Raw genomic sequence first — 21,947 nt, forward strand, 5'->3', positions numbered from 1 at the left:
CGTCGGGTGAGGGCGGTGACTGGTTTGTCGCCTGACGGTGGTGCGAACGCTTAAGGAGCGGCCTCGATCCAACTGCCGTCCCGATAAACCTCCAATGGCTGGAAGTTGATCTTGTAGGCCATCTTGCGGCTGTCCTTGATCCAGTAGCCGAGGTACAGATAGGGCAGGTTCAGGTGCTGGCACTGGGCGATCTGCCACAGCACGGCCCAGGTGCCGTAGCTGGTGCCAGCCTCGGCGTCGGGCTCGTAGAAGGTGTAGACCGAGGAGAAACCGTCGGACAGCAGGTCGATGATGCTGACGCCGCGCAGCACGCCGTTGTCGCGGAACTCGATGAGGCGGGTGTCCACGTGGCTTTGCAGCAGGAAGTGGGCGTACTGGTCGCGGCTGTCCTGGTCCATGCCGCCGCCCTGGTGGCGGGCCGCCTGGTAGCGTTGGTAGAGCTGGTAGTGCTCCTCGCGGAAGCCCAGATAGCGCTCGCTGGCGACTAGGTTGGCGTGGGCCTTGAGCACGCGGCGCTGGCTGCGGTTGGGGCTGAAGTCGTGCACCCGCACCCGGGCCGGCTGGCATTCCTGGCAGGAGTCGCAATGGGGGCGGTAGGTGAACACGCCGCTGCGACGGAAGCCGACCCGCACCAACTCGCCGTAGGTGGCGGCGTCGATCAGGTGGGTGGGGGTCGCCACCTGGGAACGGGCCACCCGCCCCGGCAGATAGGAACAGCCATAGGGCGCCGTTGCATAGAACTGCAAGAGGGGAAAGGGCGGCAGGTCCTTCAGGTAGGTCATGGACGTGGGGCGTGGTCGGTCTTGAAAGCGTTGAGAATACCGTCCGTCGGCCAGGGTGCCGGGTTTCCGCCCTGGGCGAGTTCGTCGAGTTGCGCGGCGAACGCGTTACGAGCGATGGGCTTGGCGCCGAGGCTGGCCAGATGGGCGGTCTCCATCTGGCAATCGATTATGCCGAATTCCTGACGTTTCAAGTAAAGGCAGAGGTGGGCCAGTGCGATTTTTGACGCATCCCTGCCATGGCTGAACATGGACTCGCCGAAAAATGCCCGGCCCAGGGCGATGCCGTAGAGCCCTCCCACCAGTTGTCCGCCGACCCAGGTTTCCACGCTGTGGGCGTAACCCAGTTGATGCAGGCGGATGTAGGCTTGCTGCATTTCCGGCAGGATCCAGGTGCCGCGCTGGCCGTGGCGCGGCGTGTTGGCACAGGCGGCGATGACCTGGGAAAAGGCGCCGTCCAGGCGGACTTCGTAGTCGCCGTTGCGCAGGGTGCGGGCCAGGGACTTGCTGATGCGGATTTCGTCCGGAACCAGCACCATGCGCGGATCGGGGCTCCACCAGAGGATGGGGTCGCCGGCACTGAACCAGGGGAAAATGCCGCGCCGGTAGGCGGCCAGGATGCGCTGGGGAGAAAGATCGCCGCCGGCGGCCAGCAGGCCGTTGGCGCCGTCGGCCGAGGTCAGGGCGCTGTCGAGCGGGGGAAACACCAGCTCCTGGGGCAGCCAGGGGATCATGGGCTGCGGCCCCTCAGATGTCGTAGCTCTGGGTGCCGTCGGCGCTGGCGGTGGAAATGAGTTCCGGCGTCAGGCTGGGGGAGAGCAACTGGGCGAAGACCAGGGAGAAGCGGCGCGGCAGGCTGCCCTGGCGGAAGGCGATGCGGGTGGTGTTGGTGCCGAACAACTGGCCCGCAGGCAGGGCCTGGAGACCGGTGTCGCGCTGGGGATCGAAGGCCATTTCGGCGATGATGCCCACCCCCAGGCCCAGGTTGACGTAGGTCTTGATCACGTCCGAATCCACCGCGGTGAGCACCAGGTTGGGCGCCACGCCGGCCTTGTGGAAGCCCTGGTCGAGGCGGGTGCGGCCGGAGAAGGCCGGGTCGTAGGTGATCAGCGGATACTTGGCCAGGGTTTTCAGGGTGAGGTTCTTTTCCGCCAGGATGGGATGGTCCTTGGGGGCGATGATGCAGTGCTTCCAGGTGTAGGCGGGCAGGGAGACCAGGCCCGGCGTGTCGGCCAGGGCCTCGGTGGCGATGCCCAGGTCGGCGTCGCCGCGCCGCACCGTGTCCGCCACCCGGCCCGGGTCTCCCTCGCGGATGGAGAGCCGCACCCGGGGGTAGCGCTTGGTGAATTCGGCCACCACCCGGGGCAGCACGTAGCGGGCCTGGGTGTGGGTGGTGGCGATGGTCAGGGTGCCGGCTTCGTCGTCCCGCAGTTCCTCGCTGATGCGGCGGAAATTCTCCGCTTCCAGCAAGACTCGGCGCGAGGCCTGGATGATGGCCTCGCCGGCCGGGGTGATGCCGGTGAAGCGCTTGCCGGCCCGTTCGAAGATGCTGAAACCCAGTTCGCTTTCCAGCAGACGGATCTGCTTGCTGACCCCGGGTTGGGAGGTGTACAGACGCTCCGCCGCCAGAGTGACGTTGAGGCCGCTGTCGGCCACTTCGATCAGGAAGCGGAGCTGCTGGAGCTTCATGGCGCGCGGTCAGTGGTCCTTGGCGGCTTCCAGCAACTTGGCGTTGATTTCGACGCCATAGCGCTGGCGCAGGGTGGCGAGCCAGGCGGCCATTTCCTCCTGGGCCACGACGCGGGCGTACTGCTGGTTGAGGAATGCGGTTTTCTCCTGGCCCTTGTCCTCGTCGCCGCCGGCCTTCACCTTCTCGATGCGGTACAGGGCGTAGCTGCCGTCGGCCTGGGCGGCACCGGCGTAGGCCGGCAGCTTGGTGGCGTCGGCCTTGAAGATCGCGGCCAGGGCGGCCGGGCTTTGGCCCTGGGCACCGAGGCGGGCCACCGGCTTGGCGGGCGCCCACTTCAGGCTGCCGGCCTCGCCCTTGGCCAGTTTGGCCAGGGCTTCCTCACCGGCCTGGCGGGCCAGTTTGGCGGCTTCCTCCCGTTGCAGGCCCTTTTCAATCTCGGCCTTCACTTCGGCCAGGGGACGCAGGGCGGCAGGCTTGTGTTCCAGTACGCGGGCCGAGATCAGCACGCCGGGGGATACCTCGACGGCTTCGGTGTTGCGATGGTTCTTGATGGCGTCGTCGGAGAACAGGGCGGCCAGCAGCTTGGGATTGGCCAGGGGGCCGGCACCTTGGCCGCCCTTGCCGATCCAGCCGGTTTGCTGGGCGGTCAGGTGGTACTTGTCGGCGGCGGGCTTGAGGCTGTCGGCCTGTTCATAAACGGTGTTGCTGAAGCCTTCGGAAGCCTCGGCGAATTTCTTCTGGGCGTTCTGATCCTTGAGGCTGGCGGCAATGGCGGCCTTTACTTCCTCCAGGGGCTTGACCTTGCCGCCGCGCACGCCGGTCAGCTGGATCAGATGGAAGCCGAAATCGGAACGCACCACGTCGCTGACGGCGCCTTCCTTGAGGGCAAAGGCGGCATCCTCGAAGGGCTTGACCATGGCGCCCTTGGGGAACCAGCCCAGGTCGCCGCCCTGCTTGGCGGAGCCGGGGTCCTGGGAATATTGCTTGGCGAGGGCGGCGAAATTGCCCGGGGATTTTTTCAACTGGGCCTGGATGTCGGCGATCTTGGCCTGGGCGGCCTTTACCGCCGCCTCCGGCGCGGCCTTGTCCACGGTGATCAGGATGTGGCTGGCGCGACGCTCCTCGGCCTGCTGGTATTGGTCCTGGTGGCTGTTGTACCAGGCCTTCACTTCCTCGTCGCTGACGCTGGCCTGGGTGGCCAGGGCCTGTCGGTTGAGCACCAGGAATTCGGCCTTCACCTGTTCCGGCAGTTCGAAGGCTTGGCGGTTGGCGTCGTAAAAGCGTTGTGCGGCGTCGGCGGCCAGCTTCACCTGGGCCAGGTAGTCCTCGGCGCGGAGCTGGGCGGTGGCGACCTCGCGGCTTTCCAGTTGGGCGGCCACCCAGCGGCCGGCGGCGGTCTTACCCGGCAGCACGGCCTGGGCCACGGCGCCCACGGCCTGTTGCGCCACCATGTCCTGGCGCAGGCGTTGTTCGAAGGCGTCGATGGTCATGCCCTGGGCGGCCACCAGGGCCTCGTACTTGGCCTTGGAGAATTGGCCGTTCTCCTGCAACTCGGGCACGCTGGCGATGAACTGGGCCAGCACCTGATCGGGCACCAGCAGGCGGGACTTTGCGGTATGCACCGCCACCAGGCGCTGGTTCACCAGAGACTCGGCCACCGCCTTGCGCAGTTCGGGATTGTCCAGGGCGCTGGCAGGCAGTTCGCGGCCCACCGAAGCGCGCAGCCGCTCCTGCTGGGCTTGCAGGGCTTTCTGGAATTCCTGCTGGGTGATCTTGCTGTCGCCCACCTTGGCGACATCCTCGCCGGCACCCCGGCTGTTGAAGTAGGACTCGACGCCGAAGAAGGCGAAGGGCAGGGTGATCAGCGCCAGGAAAATCTGGACGATGCGACGGTTGTTGCGGACGGAATCGAACATGTCGGTAAAGCTCGCTGGAGAAGGAAAAAGGCGAACCGCCAGGTTCGCCCTTCAGGCCCGGAGGCCATCGGTCAAGGCGGGGAAATCCCCTCGCGCCAGGAAAAAACAGCCGCCCATGATACCAGTCCCGGCAACGGGAAGCGGACCGCGGCAGTCCTCAAAAAGCCAGTCCCAGGGTGGCGACGACGATGGTGAGCAGGCCGAGGATCAGATTGGTCAGCACCCGGCGCCGGATGCGCCCCTGGGCCTCGGCGGCGGCGGGGATGTCGTTGGTGGCCAGGGCGCGGCCCATGGCACGGTAGGGGCCGATCAGGATGCTGGCGAAGATGGCCGCCATGACCAGGCCCAGGGCCATCATCGTGTGCCAGGCCGGGGGCACGGCGCCGGGCAGTGAGCGGTGCAGCATTGCGAAGCCGCTGAGCAGCACCAGGGCCACGGCGACGGTAACCCAGCGGAAGAAGCGGGCATAGACCCGGAGCAGGAAAGGCAGGCGTTGGGTGGGTTCGAAGCTTTCCGTGGCGGCGGGGCGCAGGCACAGATGGGCGAAGAACATGCCGCCGACCCAGACGGTGACGGCCAGCAGATGGAGTAACAGGAGCAGGGCGTGGAGTTTCATCGGGGGCTTCCTCGGATTCGACAGGCGGCGATGGTATCCCGGAACGCGTCCGTGGCGGTGTTGCCTTTTTAAGCCGCTGGCATGGAAAAACCGTGCATTCCATCTGTTTGCCGGGTCCGCTCCTGTATATATTGGCGAAATCGACATTCGAATCCTGCGGACCCATGGCCACGCCTTTCGATTACACCTCCCAGCTCAGTGCCGAGGACAAGGTTGAACATTTCAGTGCCGGGCAAGTGATTTTTGCCATGGGCCAGCCGGGGGACGTGATGTACATCGTCAAGTCCGGCAAGGCGGAGATCCGGGTGGGGGACCGGGTGTTCGCCTGTATCGAGGCCGGCGGCACCCTGGGTGAAATGGCTCTGCTCGACGATGAGGTGCGCAGTGCCAGCGCCATCGCCCTCACCGATTGCGAGGTGGTGGCGGTGAACAAGGAGCGCCTGCTGGCCCTGGTGCGCAAGGAACCCCTGGTGGCCCTGGAGATGACCCGTTCCATGGTGCAGCGGCTGCGCTCCATGAACTACCACGCCCAGTACGACCTGCTGACCAACCTGCCCAACCGCACCCTGTTCCGCGAAAGCTGCCAGCGCTCCATGCAGCGGGCGATCCGCCTCGGCCGACGGGTCGGGTTGCTGCACCTGGACCTGGACCATTTCGAGAACATCAACGACTCCCTCGGCTATGCCGAGGCGGACAAGCTCCTGGCCGAGGTGGCCTTCCGCCTGCAATCGGTGGTGCGTACCACCGACGTCCTGGCCCGGCTCGGGGCCGACGAGTTCGCCCTGGTGGTGGACGTGGCCCGGGGCGAGGCCGAGCTGGCGACCTGCGCCGAACGACTGATGGCGGCCCTGGCGGAACCCTTCGACAGCAGCGGCGCGCCGGTCTATCTGACGGCCAGCATTGGTATCGCCTTCGACCCCGGCGATCTGCATGACGTGGAAACCCTGCTCAAGAATGCCGACACCGCCATGCACGCGGCCAAGAGCGGCGGCCGCAACCGCTATGCCTTTTTCTCCACCGACCTGAGCGACCAGGCCCTGGAGTTCCTCACCCTCAAGAACGCCCTGCGCGAGGCCATCAGCCGCAACCAATTGAGCCTGCACTATCAGCCCCGGGTGGATCTGCGCAGCGGGCGCATCGTCGGCGTCGAGGCCTTGATGCGCTGGCACCATCCGGAGATGGGCTTCATTTCCCCGGCCCGCTTCATTCCCATCGCCGAAGAGGCGGGCCTGATGCTGTCCCTGGGCGAATGGGCCCTGTGGGAGGGCTGTCGCCAACAGAAGCAGTGGATGGATGCCGGAATCGCGCCCCACCACATGGCGATTAACCTCTCGGCGCGGCAGATGGACCAGGGCGACCTGGTGGACATGGTGGCGACCATCCTTGCCGAGTGTGGCCTACCCGGCGACCGGCTGGAGTTGGAGATCACCGAGAGCGCGCTGATGGGCAACCTGGGGGCCGTGGTGGAAAAACTCAGTGAATTCCGCGCCAAGGGTATCGCCATCGCCCTGGATGACTTCGGCACCGGCTATTCCTCCCTGTCCTACCTGAAGCGGTTCCCCCTGGACTTCATGAAGATCGACCAGTCCTTCGTGCGCGGCATTCCGGCGGACCAGGATGACGTGGCCATCACCCGCACCATCATCGCCCTGGCCCGCAACCTGGGGCTCAAGACCGTGGTGGAGGGCATCGAGACGGCGGAACAACTGGCCTTCGCCAAGGCCGAGGGCTGCGACGAGTTCCAGGGGTATCTGTTCAGCAAGCCCCTGCCGGCGGACCAGGTGGAAGTCCTGCTGCGCGGCGGCGGTTGAGTCGGCCAGGTGGCGCGTGGGCTGCGCCGAGTTTGGGCGAGGAGGACCTGCCCAAACAACGTCATTTCCGCGCCAGCGTGATCCCGTGTCTTGTGCGGTCAGACGCCCCCTGGATTCCCGCCCAGGCAAAGCCTGGCCTGTCCTGAGTAAGTCGAAGGGCGGGGATGACAGACGAGGGCGCTAGGCCAGGTAGCGGGCGATGAAGGCGCCTTCCAGGCCGGTGGGGAGAGGAATCCGCACCGTGTGGCCGCTGCCGGGGGCGCAGTCGGCGGGGCTGCCGTCACGGCCGATCATGGCGTCCAGGCGGACCTCCCGATTGCCCGCCGGATGCACGATCTCCAGCCGGTCGCCGACGGAAAACTTGTTCTTCACTTCCACCTCCGCCAAGCCGTCGCTGCCGTAGCCCAGCACATTGCCCACGTAGATGCTGCGGTCCGATTCGGAATGGCCGCGCAGGTAGTTCTGGTAGTCCCGGTCCGGGTGGCGTTCGTAGAAGCCTCCGGTGTAGCCCCGGTTGGCGAGGCCCTCCAGTTCCCGCAGCAGGCGCGGGTCGAGGGACTTGCCTTGTGCCGCGTCGTCGATGGCCTGGCGGTAGCTCTGGCAGGTGCGGGCCACGTAGTAGGGGGATTTGGTGCGGCCTTCGATCTTGAGAGAGTCCACGCCGATTTCCACCAGGCGCTGCACGTGCTCGATGGCCCGCAGGTCCTTGCTGTTCATGATGTAGGTGCCGTGCTCGTCTTCCTCGATGGGCATCAGCTCGCCGGGACGTTGGGCTTCCTCGATCAGCCACTGGCGGCTGGTGAGTTCGCCGGGGGCCGCCTCCGTGGCGGCCTTGGCCAGTTCGTGCAGGTCGCCGCTGGCGTCTTCCGTCGCTTCCTTCACCTTGTAGTCCCAGCGGCAGGAGTTGGTGCAGGTGCCCTGGTTGGGGTCGCGGTGGCTGAAGTAGCCGGAGAGCAGGCAGCGGCCGGAATAGGCAATGCAGAGGGCGCCGTGGATGAAGACTTCCAGTTCCATGTCGGGGCATGCCTGGCGGATTTCAGCCACTTCGTCGAGGGACAGCTCCCGGGAAAGGATGACGCGGGAAACGCCCGCCTGTTGCCAGAAGCGCACGGCGGCGTGGTTCACCGTATTGGCCTGCACCGAGAGGTGGATGGCCATGTCGGGAAAGGCTTCCCGCACCATCAGGATCAGGCCCGGGTCGGACATGATCAGGGCGTCGGGCTTGAGGGCGATCACCGGCGTCATGTCGGCGATGTAGGTCTTGAGCTTGGCGTTGCGCGGGTAGATGTTGCTGACCAGGAAGAACTGCTTACCCAGTTCGTGGGCCCGGTCGATGCCCTTCTTGAGCATTTCCAGCTTGCCGAAGTCGTTGTTGCGTACCCGCAGGCTGTAGCGGGGCTGGCCGGCGTAGATGGCGTCGGCACCGAAACGGAAGGCGGTGTCGAGCATGTCGTAGGAGCCGGCAGGGGCGAGGAGTTCGGGGCGTTTCAGGGCCATGGCGAAAACGAAGTCAAGCAGTCGGCGAAGGGGGCGCAGACTACCACTACCGGGCGCGGGAAAGAACTGGTCGGCGTCGGGGTTGTTGTGCCGTGGTCGGCGGGAGCCGGCGCGGTCGGCCACCCCCCATTGGCGTGCCCAGTTGCCGCTTTGTGCCGGGAATGGGGCGGATGACGTCGCCAGCCGGTAAAATCGCCGGGTGAAAATTCTTGCCCTGGAAACCTCTTCCGCCCTCCTGTCCGTTGCCCTGTCCTGCGACGGCACCCTCCACCGCCGCAGCGAACACCACGCCAACGGTGGTTCCGACCGCATCCTGCCCTGGGTGCGGGAACTGCTGGCGGAGGCGGGCATCGCCCTGACGCAACTGGATGGCATCGCCTTCGGCGCCGGCCCCGGCGGCTTCACCGGCATCCGCTTGTCCTGCGGCGTCGCCCAGGGCCTGGCCTACGGCGCCGACCTGCCCGTGGTCGGCGTTTGCTCCCTCGAAGCCCTGGCTGTGGAAAGCGGTGCCGACCGCGTCTATGCCTGCCTGGATGCCCGCATGAACGAGGTGTATGCCGCTGCCTACGAACGGCGGGACGGCCAGCCCGTGGCTGTCGTGGCCCCCCAGGTGTGCCCGCCCGAGGCCGCGCCCCTGCCGCCGGGTTCGGGCTGGATCGCCGTCGGCGACGGTTTTGCTAGTTACGCTACGGCCCTGGCCGCGCGACTGGGCAGTGGGGTAACGCCGGAAGGCGAGAGCCGTCTGCCCACGGCCGAGGGCGTGCTGCGCCTGGCCTTGCCCCGCTTCGCCCGGGGCGAGGGCGTGGCGGCGGCCCAGGCCCAGCCTTTCTACGTGCGGGAAAAGGTCGCCCTGACCACCGCCGAGCGCCTGGCCCGGGGTGGAGTGCGCTGATGGCGCAGCCCTCTGCGGCCCTGTTGGCGGGCCAGGACGGTGCCTTCTTGCCCATGACGGAGGCCGACCTGGCCGCCGTGGCCGAGGCCGAGCAGGCCATTTATCCCTTTCCCTGGAGCGCCGGCAATTTCCGCGACTCCCTGGCGGCGGGGGATCGGGCCTGGTTGTGGCGGCAAGACGGGGCCCTGTTGGGCTATGCCGTGGTGAACCAGGTGCTGGACGAGGCGCAACTGCTCAATATCAGCATCCTGCCCGCCTGGCAGGGCCATGGTCTGGGCCGCCGGCTGTTGGAATACCTGTGCGCCGATGCGCGCCGCCATCGCGCCAGTCGGATGTTCCTCGAGGTACGCCCCAGCAACCAGCCGGCCCTGGCCCTTTATGAACGTTTCGGCTTCCGCCCCATCGGTCGGCGCAAGGGCTACTATCCCGCTCCTGAGGGACGGGAGGACGCCATCGTGATGGAGTTGACGCTGTGAATCAAAGACGGGAAGCCATCCTGCGGGAAATGGGGTTGGGCCCCCTGTGGAAGTTGCGCCAGCCCGCCGTGGGGGATGCTGCTGTGCCCGATGCGGTGGCCGAAATGTCCATGCATAGCCGGGACGAGATGGCGCCCGCGCCGTCCGTTCCCTCGCTCCTGGCTGCACCGGCCCCATCCGAGCCGACGCAGCCGGTGCAGGCGAGCAGCAGCGTTGCCGCCCTGGATTGGCCCGAGCTGGAAGCCGCCATCAAGTCCTGCACGGCTTGCCCCTTGTGCCGCGACCGTCGCCAGGCCGTGCCGGGCGTCGGCGACCGCCAGGCGGATTGGTTGTTGGTCGGCGAAGGCCCCGGCGCCGAGGAGGACGAAAAGGGCGAGCCCTTCGTCGGCCAGGCCGGCAAACTGCTGGACGCCATGCTGGCGGCCATCGACTTGAAGCGCGGCGAGGACGTGTACATCGCCAACGCGGTGAAGTGCCGCCCACCCGGCAACCGCACGCCGGAGCCGGAAGAAACCGCCGCCTGCTGGCCCTATCTGGAACGCCAGATCGACCTGATCAAGCCCCGCTTGATCGTCGCCCTGGGCCGCCCCGCCGCCCAGACCCTGTTGCAGCAGGAAGTGAAGATCGGTAGCGCCCGGGGACGGCTGCATGAATATCGCGGCATCCCCGTCATCGTCACCTATCACCCGGCCTATCTGCTGCGCAACCTGACCGACAAGGCCAAGGCTTGGGAAGACCTGGTGCTGGCGCGGCGCACCATGGCCGGGCTCAAGTCCCGCGCCTGAAGCGGCTTGGCGTGGCAAGGGGCCGACGTACCTGACGGTGCGTCGGCCCCTTGTTTTTGTCACCGGGTTGCGCCCAGCGGCCGTCTGGTGACGATTACTTCAGCCGCAGCTTCAGCTCCTCGGCCGCCTGGTGCAGGGCGGCCCGGGTGGCGGGCAAGTCATGCAGTACGTTGAGCAGGCCGAAGTCGTGGATCATGCCGTTGTAGCGGGTGGCCACCACGCTGACGCCGGCGGCATCCAGTTTGCGGGCGTAGGCCTCGCCCTCGTCCCGCAGCACGTCCTTCTCGGCGGTTTGCACCAGGGCCGGCGGCAGGCCCTGCAACTGTTCCGTCGTGGCCAGCAGGGGCGAGGCGTGAATGTCCTGGCGTTCCGTCGGCGAGGTGGTATAGGCGTCCCAGAACCACTTCATCATCGACTTGGTGAGGAAGTGTCCGTTGGCGTACTCGTCGTAGGAGGCGTTTTCCCGGTTGGCGTTGGTCACCGGCCAGAACAGGACCTGGGCACGCAGGGCGGGACCGCCCCGTTCCTTGGCCATCAGGGCCACCACCGCCGCCATGTTGCCGCCGACGCTGTTGCCGGCCACGGCCAGGCGCTTGCCATCCACGCCGATCTCGCGGCCATGTTCCGCCACCCAGCGGGTCGCGGCGTAGGCCTCATTGATGGCCACGGGGAAGCGGGCTTCCGGCGAGGGCGTGTAGTTCACAAAGACGGCCACGGCACCCGAATCCGCCACCAGGTCGCGGACGAAACGTTCGTGGGTCTGGAAGTCGCCGAGGATCCAGCCGCCGCCGTGGAAGAACATGAAGGCGGGCAGAGTGCCCTGGGCGTTCTTGGGGCGCACGATGGTCAACTGGATGTCGCGCCCGTCGACGCGGATGCCGCGCTGTTCCACGGTTGCCGGCGGCAGGGTCAGCTTGACGCCCGCCTGGGCTCCCACCAACACGGCGCGGGCATCGGCCGGGGAGAGGCTTTCGATGGGCTTGCCGCCACCGGATTCCAGGGCATTGAGGAAGGCCTGGGTCTGGTGTTCGACGCCGGGGCTGCCGGCGGCGAAGGTGGCGGAAGTGGCCAGGGCCAATGCCAGACCGGAGAGTTTTTGTTTGAATTTTTTCATGATGTTTTCCTTGGGGTTGGGGCTGGCGGCTTTAGACGATGACCAGATTCACGTCGATGTTGCCGCGCGTGGCGTTGGAGTAGGGGCAGACCACGTGGGCCTTGGCGACCAGGCTTTCGGCCAGGGCGCGGTCGAGGCCTGGGAGGGAGATGCGCAGTTCCGCCTCAATGGCAAAGCCGGTGGGGATGGGGCCGATGCCAACGCTGCCGGTGATGCTGGTGTCGGCGGGCAGGGCAATCTTTTCCTTGGCGGCGACGAACTTGAGGGCGCCGATGAAGCAAGCCGAGTAGCCGGCGGCGAACAACTGCTCCGGGTTGGTGCCGGCACCGCCGGCGCCGCCCAGTTCCTTGGGCGTGGTCAGCCGGACGTCGAGGGCGCCGTCGGAGGAGACGGCATGGCCGTCACGACCGCCGGAAACCTGGGCTTGGGCACGATAGAGGACTTTTTCGAGTGACATGGTGTTGCTCCTTTTCAGTTGAGAGGGTGTTGCGATCAAGGGTGCTGCTGTAAAAGTAACTAGCTATTAAATAGCGCACTATATAATGATCAAAAAAATCAGACGTTCTTCATGAGTCGGTCACGCAGGCTTTCCAACTGGCGTTTCATGGCGGTCAATTCCTCCAGGCTGCATTCGGCGGCGCAAAAGACACCTTGCGGCACGGCATCGGCCTTGTTCTTCAAGCGCCGCCCGCTGTCGGTCAGGCTGATCAGCACTTGGCGTTCGTCGCTGGTAGCCCGCTGCCGGCTGATGAGGCCGGCGACTTCGAGGCGCTTAAGCAGGGGGGTCAGGGTGGCGGAGTCGAGGAAAAGACGGGCACCAATCTCCGACACCGTACGCTGATCGTTTTCCCACAGCACCAGCATCACCAGGTATTGGGGATAGGTCAGGTCGAGGGTTTTGAGTAGCTTGCGATACACCTTGTTCATCGCCAGGGACGCCGAATACAGGGCGAAGCAAAGCTGGCTGTCCAGCAGCAGGGCAGGGTTGCTTGGCGGTGGGTTCGGTGTCGAGGTCATGGCTAAATAATAAATAGCGCGCTATTAAATTGCAAGTAATTTTTGAAAATTTTTCGGCGGGCGATTGAGCGCTTGGCAGGAAACCGCGGCGTGGCCTCAGGCGGCGGTTTGTCGCCACCACAGGCGCTGGGCGAAAAACATGCCGAGCAGGGGCAGCAAGACCGCGGCGGAGCCGAACACAGCGTAAATATGGGCGTGGTCCACCACCAGGGCGGCGAAAACGGTGCCCAGGGACTGGCCGAGGAAAAAACAGGAGGCGAACAGGGTCACCGCCGTGCCACGGGCCTGGGGAGCCATCTGGGTGGCGTTGATCTGCAAGGTGTTGTGCAGCATGTAGAAGCCGAAACCCATGGCCCAGCCGGCGGGTAGCACCCAAAGCCAATGCTGGGCGGCGACCAGGAGGAAAAAGGCCAGACCGAGGGCGCCACCCCCGGTGGCGGCCAAACGCGCCTCACCCAGGCGTTTCACCAGGCGCTTGGCAAAAACCGTGTAACTGAGGCCGCCAATACCGAACATGCCCACGACGCTGCCCGCCAGGGACAGGGAAATGCCGAAATTCTGGTGCAAGTAGGTGGGGATGAAGGCGAGGGAACCGAACAGCAAGGCACCTTCCAGGGCCACGCAGGCGAGGATCAGGCGCGACCAGGGAGTACGGAAAATCTCCACCAGACGGGCGACGAAACCGCCGATGGGCTGGTCGTGCTGTTCCCGTGCGTCGATCTCCGGGCTGGAGCGGAGTTCCCGCAGCAACAGGCTGGCCGCCAGGAGGAGGATGGCGAATTGGCCCCAGAAGGCGCCACGCCAGCCGGTGAGATCGGCCAGGATGCCGCCGATCATCTGGCCGCCGATGACGCCGAGGATCTGGCCGGAGAGGTAGTAGGCCAGCATGTGCTGGCGCTGTTCGTAGGGCACCTTGTCGGCGATCCAGGCCATGGACAGGGGAATCATGGCCGCCACCGTGGTGCCGGTGAGAAAGCGGAAGGCCACCAGCCAGTGGAAGTCCGTCGCCAGGGTGCAGCCGAGGACGCCCAGCAGGGAGAGCAGCGCGGCGAAGGTGACGATGCGGTATTTGCCGTAGCGGTCGCCGAGGGGACCGTAGAAAATTTGCAGGCAGCCGTAGGCCAGGGCGAAGGCGGAAACGACATGGGCGGCCTCGCCGGTGCTGACGGCGAAGCCCTCCGCCAGTTGCGGCAACAGCGGGTCGCAGAGGCGCGCCGAAACGCCGCTGGCGAAGGCGGCGATGGACAGGCGCAGAATGCGCCGCACCAGGTCGCGGTCGCCGCCAGCGGTGGTGGACGCTGGGGCGGTCAAGCCAGTTCTCCGCGCTGGTAGTCCTCGATGGCCTGCTCGATTTCTTCCCGGGTGTTCATGACGAAGGGGCCGTATTGGGCGATGGGCTCGCCGAGGGGACGGGCCGCCAGCAAGATGAACCGGGCCTCTTCAGCCTCGGCCTGGACGTCGACGATGTCGCCGGAAGAAAGCAGTCCCGCCTGATCCTTGGTCAGGGCGCGACGATCCTCGCCGATGCGCAGCTCCCCTTCGTAGGGATAGACGAAGGCGTTGTGGTCGGCGGGCAGGGGCTGGCGGAACGTCTGGCCGGCGGGCAACGTCACGTCGAGGAACAGGGGTGCCGTGGACAGGCCCTGGATCGGGCCCGCCAGCACGGTGCCGGCGCTGTCCAGGGTGCCGGCGATGACCTTGACCCGGATGCCGCCCGGCAGCTCGGTGGCGGGGATATCCTCGGGCTGGATGTCGCGGTAGGCGGCGGGCTTCATTTTTTCCTTGGCGGGCAGATTGATCCAGAGCTGGAAACCGCGCAGCCGGCCGTTCACCTGCTGCGGCATTTCCGAGTGGATGATGCCCCGGCCCGCCGTCATCCATTGGGCGCCGCCGCCGCGAAGATCGCCTTTGTTGCCCAGGTGGTCCTCGTGCAGCATGTGGCCGTCCAGCATGTAGGTCACCGTCTCGAAACCCCGGTGGGGATGGGGCGGGAAACCGGCGATGTAGTCGTCCGGATTGTCGGAGGAAAAGCAGTCCAGCATCAGGAAGGGATCGAACCGCTGACGGTGGCCCAGGCTGCGGCGCAGCTTGACGCCGGCGCCGTCCGAGGTGGCGACGGAAGGAATGATCTGTTGCAGGATGCGGGTGCTCATGACGGTCTCCCGGTGGTGGGGTTCAGGCGGCCAGGCTGACCAACTGTGCCTTGGCTTGGCTGAGGGCGGTCTGTTTGCTGTCGTCGCCCATGTTGAGGCCCTCGGCATAGACGAAGCTGACGTCGGTGATGCCGATGAAGCCGAGGAAGTCCTTGATGTAGGTTGTCTGGCTGTCCTTGGCGGTGCCCGCGTACTTGCCGCCCCGGGCGGCGAAAACGTAGGCCTTCTTGCCGGTGAGCAGACCGACCGGACCGGTCTCGGTGTAGCGGAAGGTCTGGCCGGCCCGGGCGATGTGGTCGAAGTAGGCCTTCAGGCCGGAGGGAATGCCGAAGTTGTACATGGGCACGCCCAGCACCAGCACGTCGGCTTGCTTGAGTTCGGCGATCAGGGCGTCGGAAAAATCCACGACGGCCTGTTGGGCCAGGGTGCGTTCCTCGGCCTTGGCGAGAAAGGCGCCGAAGCGTTCGCCGTCCAGGTGGGGCACGGGGTCGGCGGCGAGGTCGCGGCGCGTCACCTGGGTACCGGCGTGGCGCTGGCTCAGTTCGGCGACGAACTGGTCGGCCAACTGGCTGGATTGGCCTTGCTTGGAAAACAGACTGGCGTTGATTTGCAGAACGTGGCTCATGGTGGATTCTCCTTGGGGTTGGGGCGTCGATGCGCCATGGGTGCATTAAATAATTAATCAAAAAGATAAAAAAGTAGAAAATTCTGCTAAAAACTATCAATTAATTAGATTGATTGTGTGGCGCCATGACGGAAACCCTGCATATCACCCTGGACCAGTGGCGGGCCTTGATGGCCGTGGTGGAGGCCGGCGGCTATGCCCAGGCAGCGGAACGCCTGCACAAGAGCCAATCGGCGGTGACCTACGCCGTGCAAAGGATCGAGGAACTACTGGGCGTAAAGGCCTTCGTCTTGCAAGGCCGCAAGGCCGTGCTGACGCCCACCGGGCACATGCTCTACCGACGGGCCTTGGCCCTGATCACCGAAGCGGCCGAACTGGAAAAAGCGGCCCGCACCCTGTCCGCCGGATGGGAAGCGGAAATCGGCCTCGCCGTGGAAATCCTGTTCCCCACCTGGTTGCTGATCGACTGTCTGGCGGCCTTCGGCGAGGAAAGCCCCCAGACCCGGGTGGAGGTGATCGAATCGGTCTTGGGCGGCACGCCCGAGGCCCTGCTCAAGGGCCAGGCCGAACTGGCCATTTCGCCCCGGGTGCCGCCGGGCTTCGCCGGCGATCCGCTGATGACCATGGAGATCCTCGCCGTGGCGGCGCCCAGCCATCCGCTCCATCAGCTCGGACGCGAACTGACCTATCGCGACTTGAAGAACCACCGCCACCTGACGGTGCGGGACACCGGCGCCAACCGCGACCGCAAGGCGCTGTCGGTGGAGGTGGAGCGCCGCTGGACCGTCAGCCATCTGGCCACCGCCATCGAGGCGGTGAAGGGCGGCCACGGTTTTTCCTGGTTCCCCCGGGAACGGATACGGGACGAGTTGGCGGCGGGCAGCTTGAAGCCCCTGCCGCTGCGGGAAGGGGTGGAAAGACGGGTGGTGTTGTATCTGATTCTGGCCGATCCGGATTTCGCCGGTCCCGGCGTGCGACGCCTGGCGGAAATCATCCGCGCAAAAGTGAAAACCGTCTGTCAGCAGGCGATGGCGCAATAGCGCCGCAGGGCAAGGCGGATGAAGGAGCGTCCGCCCGGGCTGCGGGTGATGGTTGAGCCAGCCCGGATGGGCCGGCTCAGGACGGAGTCAGGGCCCGTTTAGAACAGGCTGCCGACGACGAAGCGATCGCGGGCGGCGAGCTTTTCCAGGCCCTTGGTCACTTCCAGGGAGGCGCCCCATTTCATGACGTGGGCGAAGAAGGTGGACAGCGCCATGGAGAGGGCGTAGCCCGTTTCGCGCCATTCCTGGCGGAACTCCTCGAAGCTGATGGTGCGGGCCTTGAGGCGGCCGCTTTTCATGGGAACCAGGGTGACCTTGTGACCATCGTTGCGAATGACGATGGCGGTGTTGCGGGTGTGATCGGTGACGACCATGGATGCCTCATCGAAGAAAGTCCTGCCGGTTCTAACGGCAGGATTTCGACTTTCTTGAAGGGTGCCCGCCAGCGCGGGCGACATCGCTCAATCCGGCTGATTGAGGATCAGGCGGGCCTTGCTCTGGGCTTCGGCTTTGTTGTTTTCGGACACCTGGCGGCCATAGGCCTCGCGCTCGGCCTGGGGCTTTTTGGTGGCCTCGATACTCTTGATGCAACGCCAACGGGAGCCGGTCTTGGTCACCATCAGACGCATTTCTTCTTCGGGGTGATAAGTGCGGCAGTGATAGCAGTAACGGGTTTTCTTGGTCTCGGTATTCACGGCAGAAACTTACTCAAAGGAACAACAGGCGATAGCTTCTAATTGATGGGCTTGATCTGTCAATGGTTTTTTGAAAAAAACATCGAGTTTAGGGCGTTGACAAGACGGTTTTATGTCGGCGGATTGCAATGTTCGATCATCAATTGCACCGTTTGCTGGCCCATGTAATCGTTGATGGCCAGGCGGAAAGCGGCTTCCACGCCGCTGCCGACGGTGCAGGCGGCGTTGAACCACATGGCCTCCACCTGGCCGTTGCCGCCCCGCGGGCGCAGGGTCAGGCGCAGGTGTTTTTCCTTGATCAATTTTTGATTCAGCACCTCGAAACGGTCGGCGAAGAGGGGCTGGGGGAAGCCCTGGCCCCAGACTTCCCGTTGCAGCAGGCGGGCCGACTCCAGGTTGTAGTAGGCCGGCTCGAGGGGGCCGTCGGTCTCCAGGGTGCGGGTCAGGTCGGCGGGGGAGAGGAGTTCCCGGGCCACTTGTTCGAAGGCTTCCTCGAAAATGGGCAGGTCGTCCTCCAGCAGGGTCAGGCCCGCCGCCGCCGCGTGGCCGCCGAAACGGATCAGCAGGTCCGGGTGGCGCTTGGCCACCAGGTCCAGGGCGTCCCGCAGGTGCAGGCCGGGAATTGAGCGGCCCGAGGCCTTGAGTTGTCCTTCCTCGCCGCCCCGGGCGAAGGCGAAGGTGGGGCGGTGGAAGCGCTCCTTGACCCGGCCGGCGAGGATGCCGATCACGCCCTGGTGCCAATCCGGGTCGAACAGCACGATGCTGGCCTGTTCGCCAGGGTCTACGTCCTCCAGCAGGCTTTCCGCCGTGGCCTTCATGTCGGCTTCGATGGAGCGCCGTTCCTTGTTGAGGTTTTCCAGTTCCTGGGCGATGTTCAGGGCCCGGGCCGGGTCGTCGGTGATCAGGCATTCGATGCCGATACCCATGTCGCCCAGGCGTCCGGCGGCATTGATGCGGGGGCCGAGGGCAAACCCCACGTCGAAGGTGGCCGCTGTGCGCGGGTCGCGACCGGCCACGCTGAACAGGGCGGCGAGCCCCGGCTTGAGCCGGCCTTCGCGCATGCGGGCGAGGCCCTGGGCGACCAGGATGCGATTGTTGCGGTCCAGGGCCACCACGTCGGTGATGGTGCCCACGGCCACCAGGTCCAGCAGTTCGCCCAGGTTGGGCTCGGGCTTGTCGGCGAAGGCACCGCGCTTGCGCAGCTCGGCACGCAGGGCCAGCATGACGTAGAACATGACGCCGACGCCGGCGATGGCCTTGCTCGGAAAGCCGCAGCCCGGCTGGTTGGGATTGACGATGACGGCGGCGGCAGGCAACTCGGGGCCGGGCAGGTGGTGGTCGGTGATCAGCACTTCCATGCCGAGACGGCTGGCCTCGGCGACCCCTTCCACGCTGGCGATGCCGTTGTCCACCGTGATCAGCAGGTCCGGTTTGTCGGGCAGGGCGGCAGCCAGGCGCACCACTTCCGGCGAGAGGCCGTAACCGGTTTCAAAGCGGTTGGGCACCAGGTAGTCCACTCGGGCGCCGAAGCTGCGCAGGGCGCGGATGCCCACGGCACAGGCGGTGGCGCCGTCGCAGTCGTAGTCGGCCACGATCAGCAGTTTTTTGCCGGCGGCGATGGCATCCGCCAGCAAGCGGGCCGCCTCGGCGGCGCCCTTCATCTGTTCGGGCGGGATCAGCGCCGCCAGCTTGGTCTCGGTTTCTTCCTTGCTGGCGATTCCCCGGGCGGCGTAGAGCCGCGCCAACAGGGGCGGCAGTCCGGCCTGCTCGAGGGCCCAGGCGGTCTTGACGGGCGTGGGACGGGTGACGATGCGGGTCATGGATGCAGCTCGCTCAAGGGGCAGGGGCGGCGCCAGAATTTGAGGCGATCCCAACGCCGGGTGGTGGCCGTTAGGCAATGGCTTTGCGCCTGGTCGTCGCCGAAGCCCACCAGGGTGAAGGCCTGCAAGGCGCCTCGATCCAGGGCCTGGAGGATGGGGGCGAACCAGTGTTGTTCCAGGGCCTTGAGGCCCTCGCGCCAGGTCAGGGCATTCCGTTGCCGGGTGGGCGCCAGCAGGGCCGGCACGTAGGCCAGGGTGCTACCCGGCAGGGGGCGGTAGTCCACCGGCAGGTCGGCGATGTCGATCCGCCAATGCCGGGCCAGGCCGCGCCATACGGCATCGTCGCCGATCAGGCGCTGGAAGGGCGCCCCTGGCGCCCCGGCGACCGGCATGGTGCCGCCGCCCCACAGGGCCAGGCTGTTGATCACGGGCTTGCCCGCCGCTTCCCGGGCCTGATTGACCGGATGCCCATGCAGGGCCATTTGTACCTCGTTGAACAGGCGCCGCCAGGGCCGGTGTTCGCTGCCTTCGGGCAACAGGGCCTGGGCCGCTTGCCCGATCAGGTCGCCGAGCAAGGGGGGGCATGGCGGTAGCGCCTCGTTGGGCTGCAAGTGCCATTGGCTCGGCGCGGTGACGTGGAGGACGCCGAAGCTCTCCAATAGGGGCGTCAGGGTGGCGGCCAGAGCGGTACTTTCGCTCGGGCTCAGTTGGATCTCGGCGGGATCGGCCAGGACCAGGGTTTGTTGTTCGAAGCGCAGGTGCACCGGGTCGGCGCAGAGCCAGGGCCCCTCGCCGGGGGCGACGTCGAAGGCGTGCAGGCGCAGGGGGGCGGCGGCCAGGGGCTGGCCGGCCAGGCGCGTCCACCAGGCGTTTTCCTCCAGGGCTTGCCGTTGGCGTCGGCTGCGGCCGAGCAGGGTTTGCAGGGCCGGCAGGGGCAGGTCGAAAACGGTGTCGCTGAGGGCCGGCTCGGGCCAGAGCAAGCCCGGCAGCAGCAGGGTCAGTTCGGCGGCGGAGGAAGCGGGGGCGGCGGGAGGCATAGGCGGCGGATGCTAACATGCAGCCCCCATGCGCTATGAACTGTTCATCGGTCTGCGATACACCCGCGCCAAGAAGCGCGGCGCCGGACGCAACCGTTTCATCTCCTTCATCTCCCTGATTTCCATGGCCGGCATCGCCCTCGGCGTGGCGGCCTTGATCGTCGTGCTCTCGGTGATGAACGGCTTCCAGCAGGAGCTGCGCAGCCGCATCCTCGGCGTGGCGGCCCACATCCAGATCATCGGCGAGGGCGATGCCCTGGCCGATTGGCCCGCCGCCATGGCCGCCGCCGGGCAGCATCCCAAGGTGCTGGCGGCGGCGCCCTACGTGCAGGAGCAGGGCATGCTTTCCTTCGACAGCCAGGTACGGGGCGCCATCGTGCGCGGCATCGTGCCCGAGGCCGAGGACAAGGTGGCGGATTTCGCCCAGCACATGAAGATGGGGCGTTTTGCCGACCTGCGCTCCGGCGAGTTCGGCATCATCCTCGGCACCGAGCTGGCCCGTAGCCTGCACGTGGTCCAGGGCGACAAGGTGACCCTGATCGCGCCCCAGGGCCTGGTGACCCCGGCGGCGGTGCTGCCCCGGCTCAAGCAGTTCACCGTGGTCGGCATTTTCGAGGTGGGCATGTACGAGTTCGACTCGGGCCTGGCCCTGATCCACATGAACGACGCGCAAAAACTCTACCGCCTCGGTGACACCGTGTCCGGCGTGCGGCTCAAGGTGGCCGATCTGTTCGAGGCGCCGCGCATCGCTCGCGAGCTATACCGCTATCTCGACCCGCGCCTGTTCGTCACCGACTGGACCCGCAACCACGCCAACTTCTTCCGCGCCGTGGCCATCGAAAAGAACATGATGTTCCTCATCCTGCTGCTGATCGTGGCCGTGGCAGCCTTCAACATCGTCTCCACCCTGGTCATGGCGGTCACCGACAAACAGGCCGATATCGCCATCCTGCGCACCATGGGCGCCAGCCCCGGCAGCATCATGGCGGTGTTCGTCGTGCAGGGCGTGGTGATCGGCTTGGTGGGCCTGCTGGCCGGCGTGGCGGGCGGGGTTTCCCTGGCCCTCAACATCGACGTGGTGGTGCCATTCCTGGAGCGCATGCTGGGCTTCCAGTTCCTGGCCAAGGACGTGTATTACATCTCCGAACTGCCCTCGGACCTGCATTGGTCCGACGTGGGCATCATCGCCGGGGTGTCCTTCCTGCTGACGCTGCTGGCAACCCTCTATCCGAGCTGGCGGGCATCCCGCGTCAATCCGGCGGAGGCCCTGCGCTATGAGTGAGACCGCCATGAACGAGGTCGTGCTGGCTTGCCAGGGCCTGGGCAAGTCCTTCTGGCAGGGGGACCTGGAAGTGCCCGTGCTGAGGGGCGTGGATTTCTCCCTGGCCAAGGGCGAGTCCGTCGCCATCGTCGGCGCCAGCGGTTCCGGCAAGAGCACCCTGCTGCAATTGTTGGGCGGGCTCGACGCGCCTTCCAGCGGCACGGTGACCCTGCTGGGCCAGGATCTGGCGCTGGTCTCGGAAAAAGAGCGGGGCCAGTTGCGCAACCAGCGCCTGGGCTTCGTCTATCAGTTTCATCACCTGCTGCCCGAGTTTTCCGCCCTGGAAAACGTCGCCATGCCGCTATTGATCCGGCGTCTGGACAAGGCCGAGGCCCTGGCCCGCAGCGCCGCCATGCTGGAACGGGTGGGCCTGGGCCATCGCCTGCACCACCGTCCCGGCGAACTGTCCGGCGGCGAGCGCCAGCGCACGGCCATCGCCCGCGCCCTGGTGACGGAACCGGCCTGCCTGTTGGCCGACGAGCCCACGGGCAACCTGGACCGGCATACCGCCTTGGAAGTGTTCGACCTGATGCTGTCCCTCAACGAAGAGCGTCAGGCCGGTTTGGTGGTGGTGACCCACGACCTGGAACTGGCGGGGCGCTTGGCCCGCCGCTACCGCCTCAGCGACGGCGGTCTCGTGGCGTTGGCCTGAGGGCCGGGAGC

The 21,947-nt window shown here is 66.2% G+C and carries 23 protein-coding genes; 7 read left to right on the plus strand and 16 right to left on the minus strand.

Annotation, left to right across the window (positions count from 1 at the left end):
• Nucleotides 1-50 precede the first annotated feature (50 nt).
• The 5 genes from ACYQ2U_RS11895 to ACYQ2U_RS11915 form a co-directional block, all read right to left on the minus strand.
• Nucleotides 51-782, minus strand: coding sequence for an arginyltransferase (locus tag ACYQ2U_RS11895; RefSeq protein WP_459950596.1), 732 nt, complete (start codon nucleotides 780-782; stop codon nucleotides 51-53).
• A complete protein-coding gene (aat, locus tag ACYQ2U_RS11900) occupies nucleotides 779-1,513 on the minus strand; it encodes a leucyl/phenylalanyl-tRNA--protein transferase (RefSeq protein WP_459950597.1) in 735 nt (244 codons plus the stop codon). The genes ACYQ2U_RS11895 and aat overlap by 4 nt, the downstream gene beginning before the upstream one ends.
• Before the next feature lie 13 nt (nucleotides 1,514-1,526).
• Nucleotides 1,527-2,468, minus strand: a complete 942-nt coding sequence (locus tag ACYQ2U_RS11905) for a CysB family HTH-type transcriptional regulator (RefSeq protein ID WP_459950598.1) — start codon at nucleotides 2,466-2,468, stop codon at nucleotides 1,527-1,529.
• 9 nt (nucleotides 2,469-2,477) lie between these two features.
• The gene (locus ACYQ2U_RS11910) at nucleotides 2,478-4,385 is read right to left on the minus strand and encodes a SurA N-terminal domain-containing protein (protein WP_459950599.1); all 1,908 of its coding nucleotides are present in this window, start codon (nucleotides 4,383-4,385) and stop codon (nucleotides 2,478-2,480) included.
• Between the two features lie 157 nt (nucleotides 4,386-4,542).
• Nucleotides 4,543-5,001 (minus strand): CopD family protein, encoded by a 459-nt coding sequence (locus ACYQ2U_RS11915; RefSeq protein ID WP_459950600.1) that lies wholly within the window; start codon nucleotides 4,999-5,001, stop codon nucleotides 4,543-4,545.
• A gap of 164 nt (nucleotides 5,002-5,165) precedes the next feature.
• Between ACYQ2U_RS11915 and ACYQ2U_RS11920 the strand changes: the two genes are divergently transcribed.
• Nucleotides 5,166-6,812 (plus strand): EAL domain-containing protein, encoded by a 1,647-nt coding sequence (locus ACYQ2U_RS11920; protein ID WP_459950601.1) that lies wholly within the window; start codon nucleotides 5,166-5,168, stop codon nucleotides 6,810-6,812.
• A gap of 180 nt (nucleotides 6,813-6,992) precedes the next feature.
• Here the strand turns inward: ACYQ2U_RS11920 and trhP are convergent, their stop codons facing one another.
• The gene (gene trhP, locus ACYQ2U_RS11925) at nucleotides 6,993-8,309 is read right to left on the minus strand and encodes a prephenate-dependent tRNA uridine(34) hydroxylase TrhP (RefSeq protein WP_459950602.1); all 1,317 of its coding nucleotides are present in this window, start codon (nucleotides 8,307-8,309) and stop codon (nucleotides 6,993-6,995) included.
• A 199-nt stretch (nucleotides 8,310-8,508) separates the two neighbouring features.
• Between trhP and tsaB the strand changes: the two genes are divergently transcribed.
• From tsaB to ACYQ2U_RS11940, 3 genes are read left to right on the plus strand one after another with little or no spacing between them, the layout of a single operon-like run.
• The gene (gene tsaB / locus ACYQ2U_RS11930; RefSeq protein ID WP_459950603.1) at nucleotides 8,509-9,201 is read left to right on the plus strand and encodes a tRNA (adenosine(37)-N6)-threonylcarbamoyltransferase complex dimerization subunit type 1 TsaB; all 693 of its coding nucleotides are present in this window, start codon (nucleotides 8,509-8,511) and stop codon (nucleotides 9,199-9,201) included.
• A complete protein-coding gene (gene rimI / locus ACYQ2U_RS11935; RefSeq protein ID WP_459950604.1) occupies nucleotides 9,201-9,677 on the plus strand; it encodes a ribosomal protein S18-alanine N-acetyltransferase in 477 nt (158 codons plus the stop codon). The genes tsaB and rimI overlap by 1 nt, the downstream gene beginning before the upstream one ends.
• Nucleotides 9,674-10,462: a uracil-DNA glycosylase gene (locus ACYQ2U_RS11940; RefSeq protein ID WP_459950605.1), complete on the plus strand. Its 789-nt coding sequence runs from the start codon at nucleotides 9,674-9,676 to the stop codon at nucleotides 10,460-10,462. Before rimI ends, ACYQ2U_RS11940 begins: the two co-directional genes overlap by 4 nt.
• Before the next feature lie 94 nt (nucleotides 10,463-10,556).
• Here the strand turns inward: ACYQ2U_RS11940 and ACYQ2U_RS11945 are convergent, their stop codons facing one another.
• The 6 genes from ACYQ2U_RS11945 to ACYQ2U_RS11970 all read right to left on the minus strand — a co-directional run bounded on the left by ACYQ2U_RS11945 (nucleotide 10,557) and on the right by ACYQ2U_RS11970 (nucleotide 15,371).
• Nucleotides 10,557-11,576, minus strand: coding sequence for an alpha/beta hydrolase (locus ACYQ2U_RS11945; RefSeq protein WP_459950606.1), 1,020 nt, complete (start codon nucleotides 11,574-11,576; stop codon nucleotides 10,557-10,559).
• 31 nt (nucleotides 11,577-11,607) lie between these two features.
• Complete coding sequence (locus tag ACYQ2U_RS11950) at nucleotides 11,608-12,033, minus strand: organic hydroperoxide resistance protein (protein ID WP_459950607.1); 426 nt, start codon at nucleotides 12,031-12,033, stop codon at nucleotides 11,608-11,610.
• A 98-nt stretch (nucleotides 12,034-12,131) separates the two neighbouring features.
• Complete coding sequence (locus ACYQ2U_RS11955) at nucleotides 12,132-12,593, minus strand: MarR family winged helix-turn-helix transcriptional regulator (protein ID WP_459950608.1); 462 nt, start codon at nucleotides 12,591-12,593, stop codon at nucleotides 12,132-12,134.
• Between the two features lie 96 nt (nucleotides 12,594-12,689).
• Nucleotides 12,690-13,904, minus strand: coding sequence for an MFS transporter (locus ACYQ2U_RS11960; RefSeq protein WP_459950609.1), 1,215 nt, complete (start codon nucleotides 13,902-13,904; stop codon nucleotides 12,690-12,692).
• Complete coding sequence (locus tag ACYQ2U_RS11965; protein ID WP_459950610.1) at nucleotides 13,901-14,746, minus strand: pirin family protein; 846 nt, start codon at nucleotides 14,744-14,746, stop codon at nucleotides 13,901-13,903. Before ACYQ2U_RS11965 ends, ACYQ2U_RS11960 begins: the two co-directional genes overlap by 4 nt.
• Before the next feature lie 22 nt (nucleotides 14,747-14,768).
• The gene (locus ACYQ2U_RS11970; RefSeq protein WP_459950611.1) at nucleotides 14,769-15,371 is read right to left on the minus strand and encodes an FMN-dependent NADH-azoreductase; all 603 of its coding nucleotides are present in this window, start codon (nucleotides 15,369-15,371) and stop codon (nucleotides 14,769-14,771) included.
• A 125-nt stretch (nucleotides 15,372-15,496) separates the two neighbouring features.
• Between ACYQ2U_RS11970 and ACYQ2U_RS11975 the strand changes: the two genes are divergently transcribed.
• Entirely contained in the window at nucleotides 15,497-16,411 is a 915-nt protein-coding gene (locus ACYQ2U_RS11975; RefSeq protein ID WP_459950612.1) for a LysR family transcriptional regulator, read from the plus strand.
• A 98-nt stretch (nucleotides 16,412-16,509) separates the two neighbouring features.
• Here the strand turns inward: ACYQ2U_RS11975 and ACYQ2U_RS11980 are convergent, their stop codons facing one another.
• The 4 genes from ACYQ2U_RS11980 to ACYQ2U_RS11995 form a co-directional block, all read right to left on the minus strand.
• Complete coding sequence (locus ACYQ2U_RS11980) at nucleotides 16,510-16,785, minus strand: hypothetical protein (protein ID WP_459950613.1); 276 nt, start codon at nucleotides 16,783-16,785, stop codon at nucleotides 16,510-16,512.
• Between the two features lie 87 nt (nucleotides 16,786-16,872).
• Entirely contained in the window at nucleotides 16,873-17,106 is a 234-nt protein-coding gene (locus tag ACYQ2U_RS11985) for a hypothetical protein (RefSeq protein ID WP_459950614.1), read from the minus strand.
• A gap of 110 nt (nucleotides 17,107-17,216) precedes the next feature.
• Nucleotides 17,217-18,926 carry a single-stranded-DNA-specific exonuclease RecJ gene (gene recJ / locus ACYQ2U_RS11990; protein ID WP_459950615.1) on the minus strand — a complete coding sequence of 570 codons (1,710 nt, stop codon included), beginning with the start codon at nucleotides 18,924-18,926 and terminating at the stop codon, nucleotides 17,217-17,219.
• Nucleotides 18,923-19,963 (minus strand): hypothetical protein, encoded by a 1,041-nt coding sequence (locus ACYQ2U_RS11995; protein ID WP_459950616.1) that lies wholly within the window; start codon nucleotides 19,961-19,963, stop codon nucleotides 18,923-18,925. Before ACYQ2U_RS11995 ends, recJ begins: the two co-directional genes overlap by 4 nt.
• A gap of 28 nt (nucleotides 19,964-19,991) precedes the next feature.
• On the opposite strand from ACYQ2U_RS11995, the gene ACYQ2U_RS12000 reads away from it, so the two are divergent.
• On the plus strand, nucleotides 19,992-21,245 hold the full coding sequence (locus tag ACYQ2U_RS12000; RefSeq protein WP_459950617.1) for a lipoprotein-releasing ABC transporter permease subunit: 1,254 nt from the start codon (nucleotides 19,992-19,994) through the stop codon (nucleotides 21,243-21,245).
• 7 nt (nucleotides 21,246-21,252) lie between these two features.
• Complete coding sequence (lolD, locus tag ACYQ2U_RS12005) at nucleotides 21,253-21,936, plus strand: lipoprotein-releasing ABC transporter ATP-binding protein LolD (protein ID WP_459950941.1); 684 nt, start codon at nucleotides 21,253-21,255, stop codon at nucleotides 21,934-21,936.
• Nucleotides 21,937-21,947 lie beyond the last annotated feature (11 nt).

Source organism: Denitratisoma sp. agr-D3, from assembly GCF_054658675.1.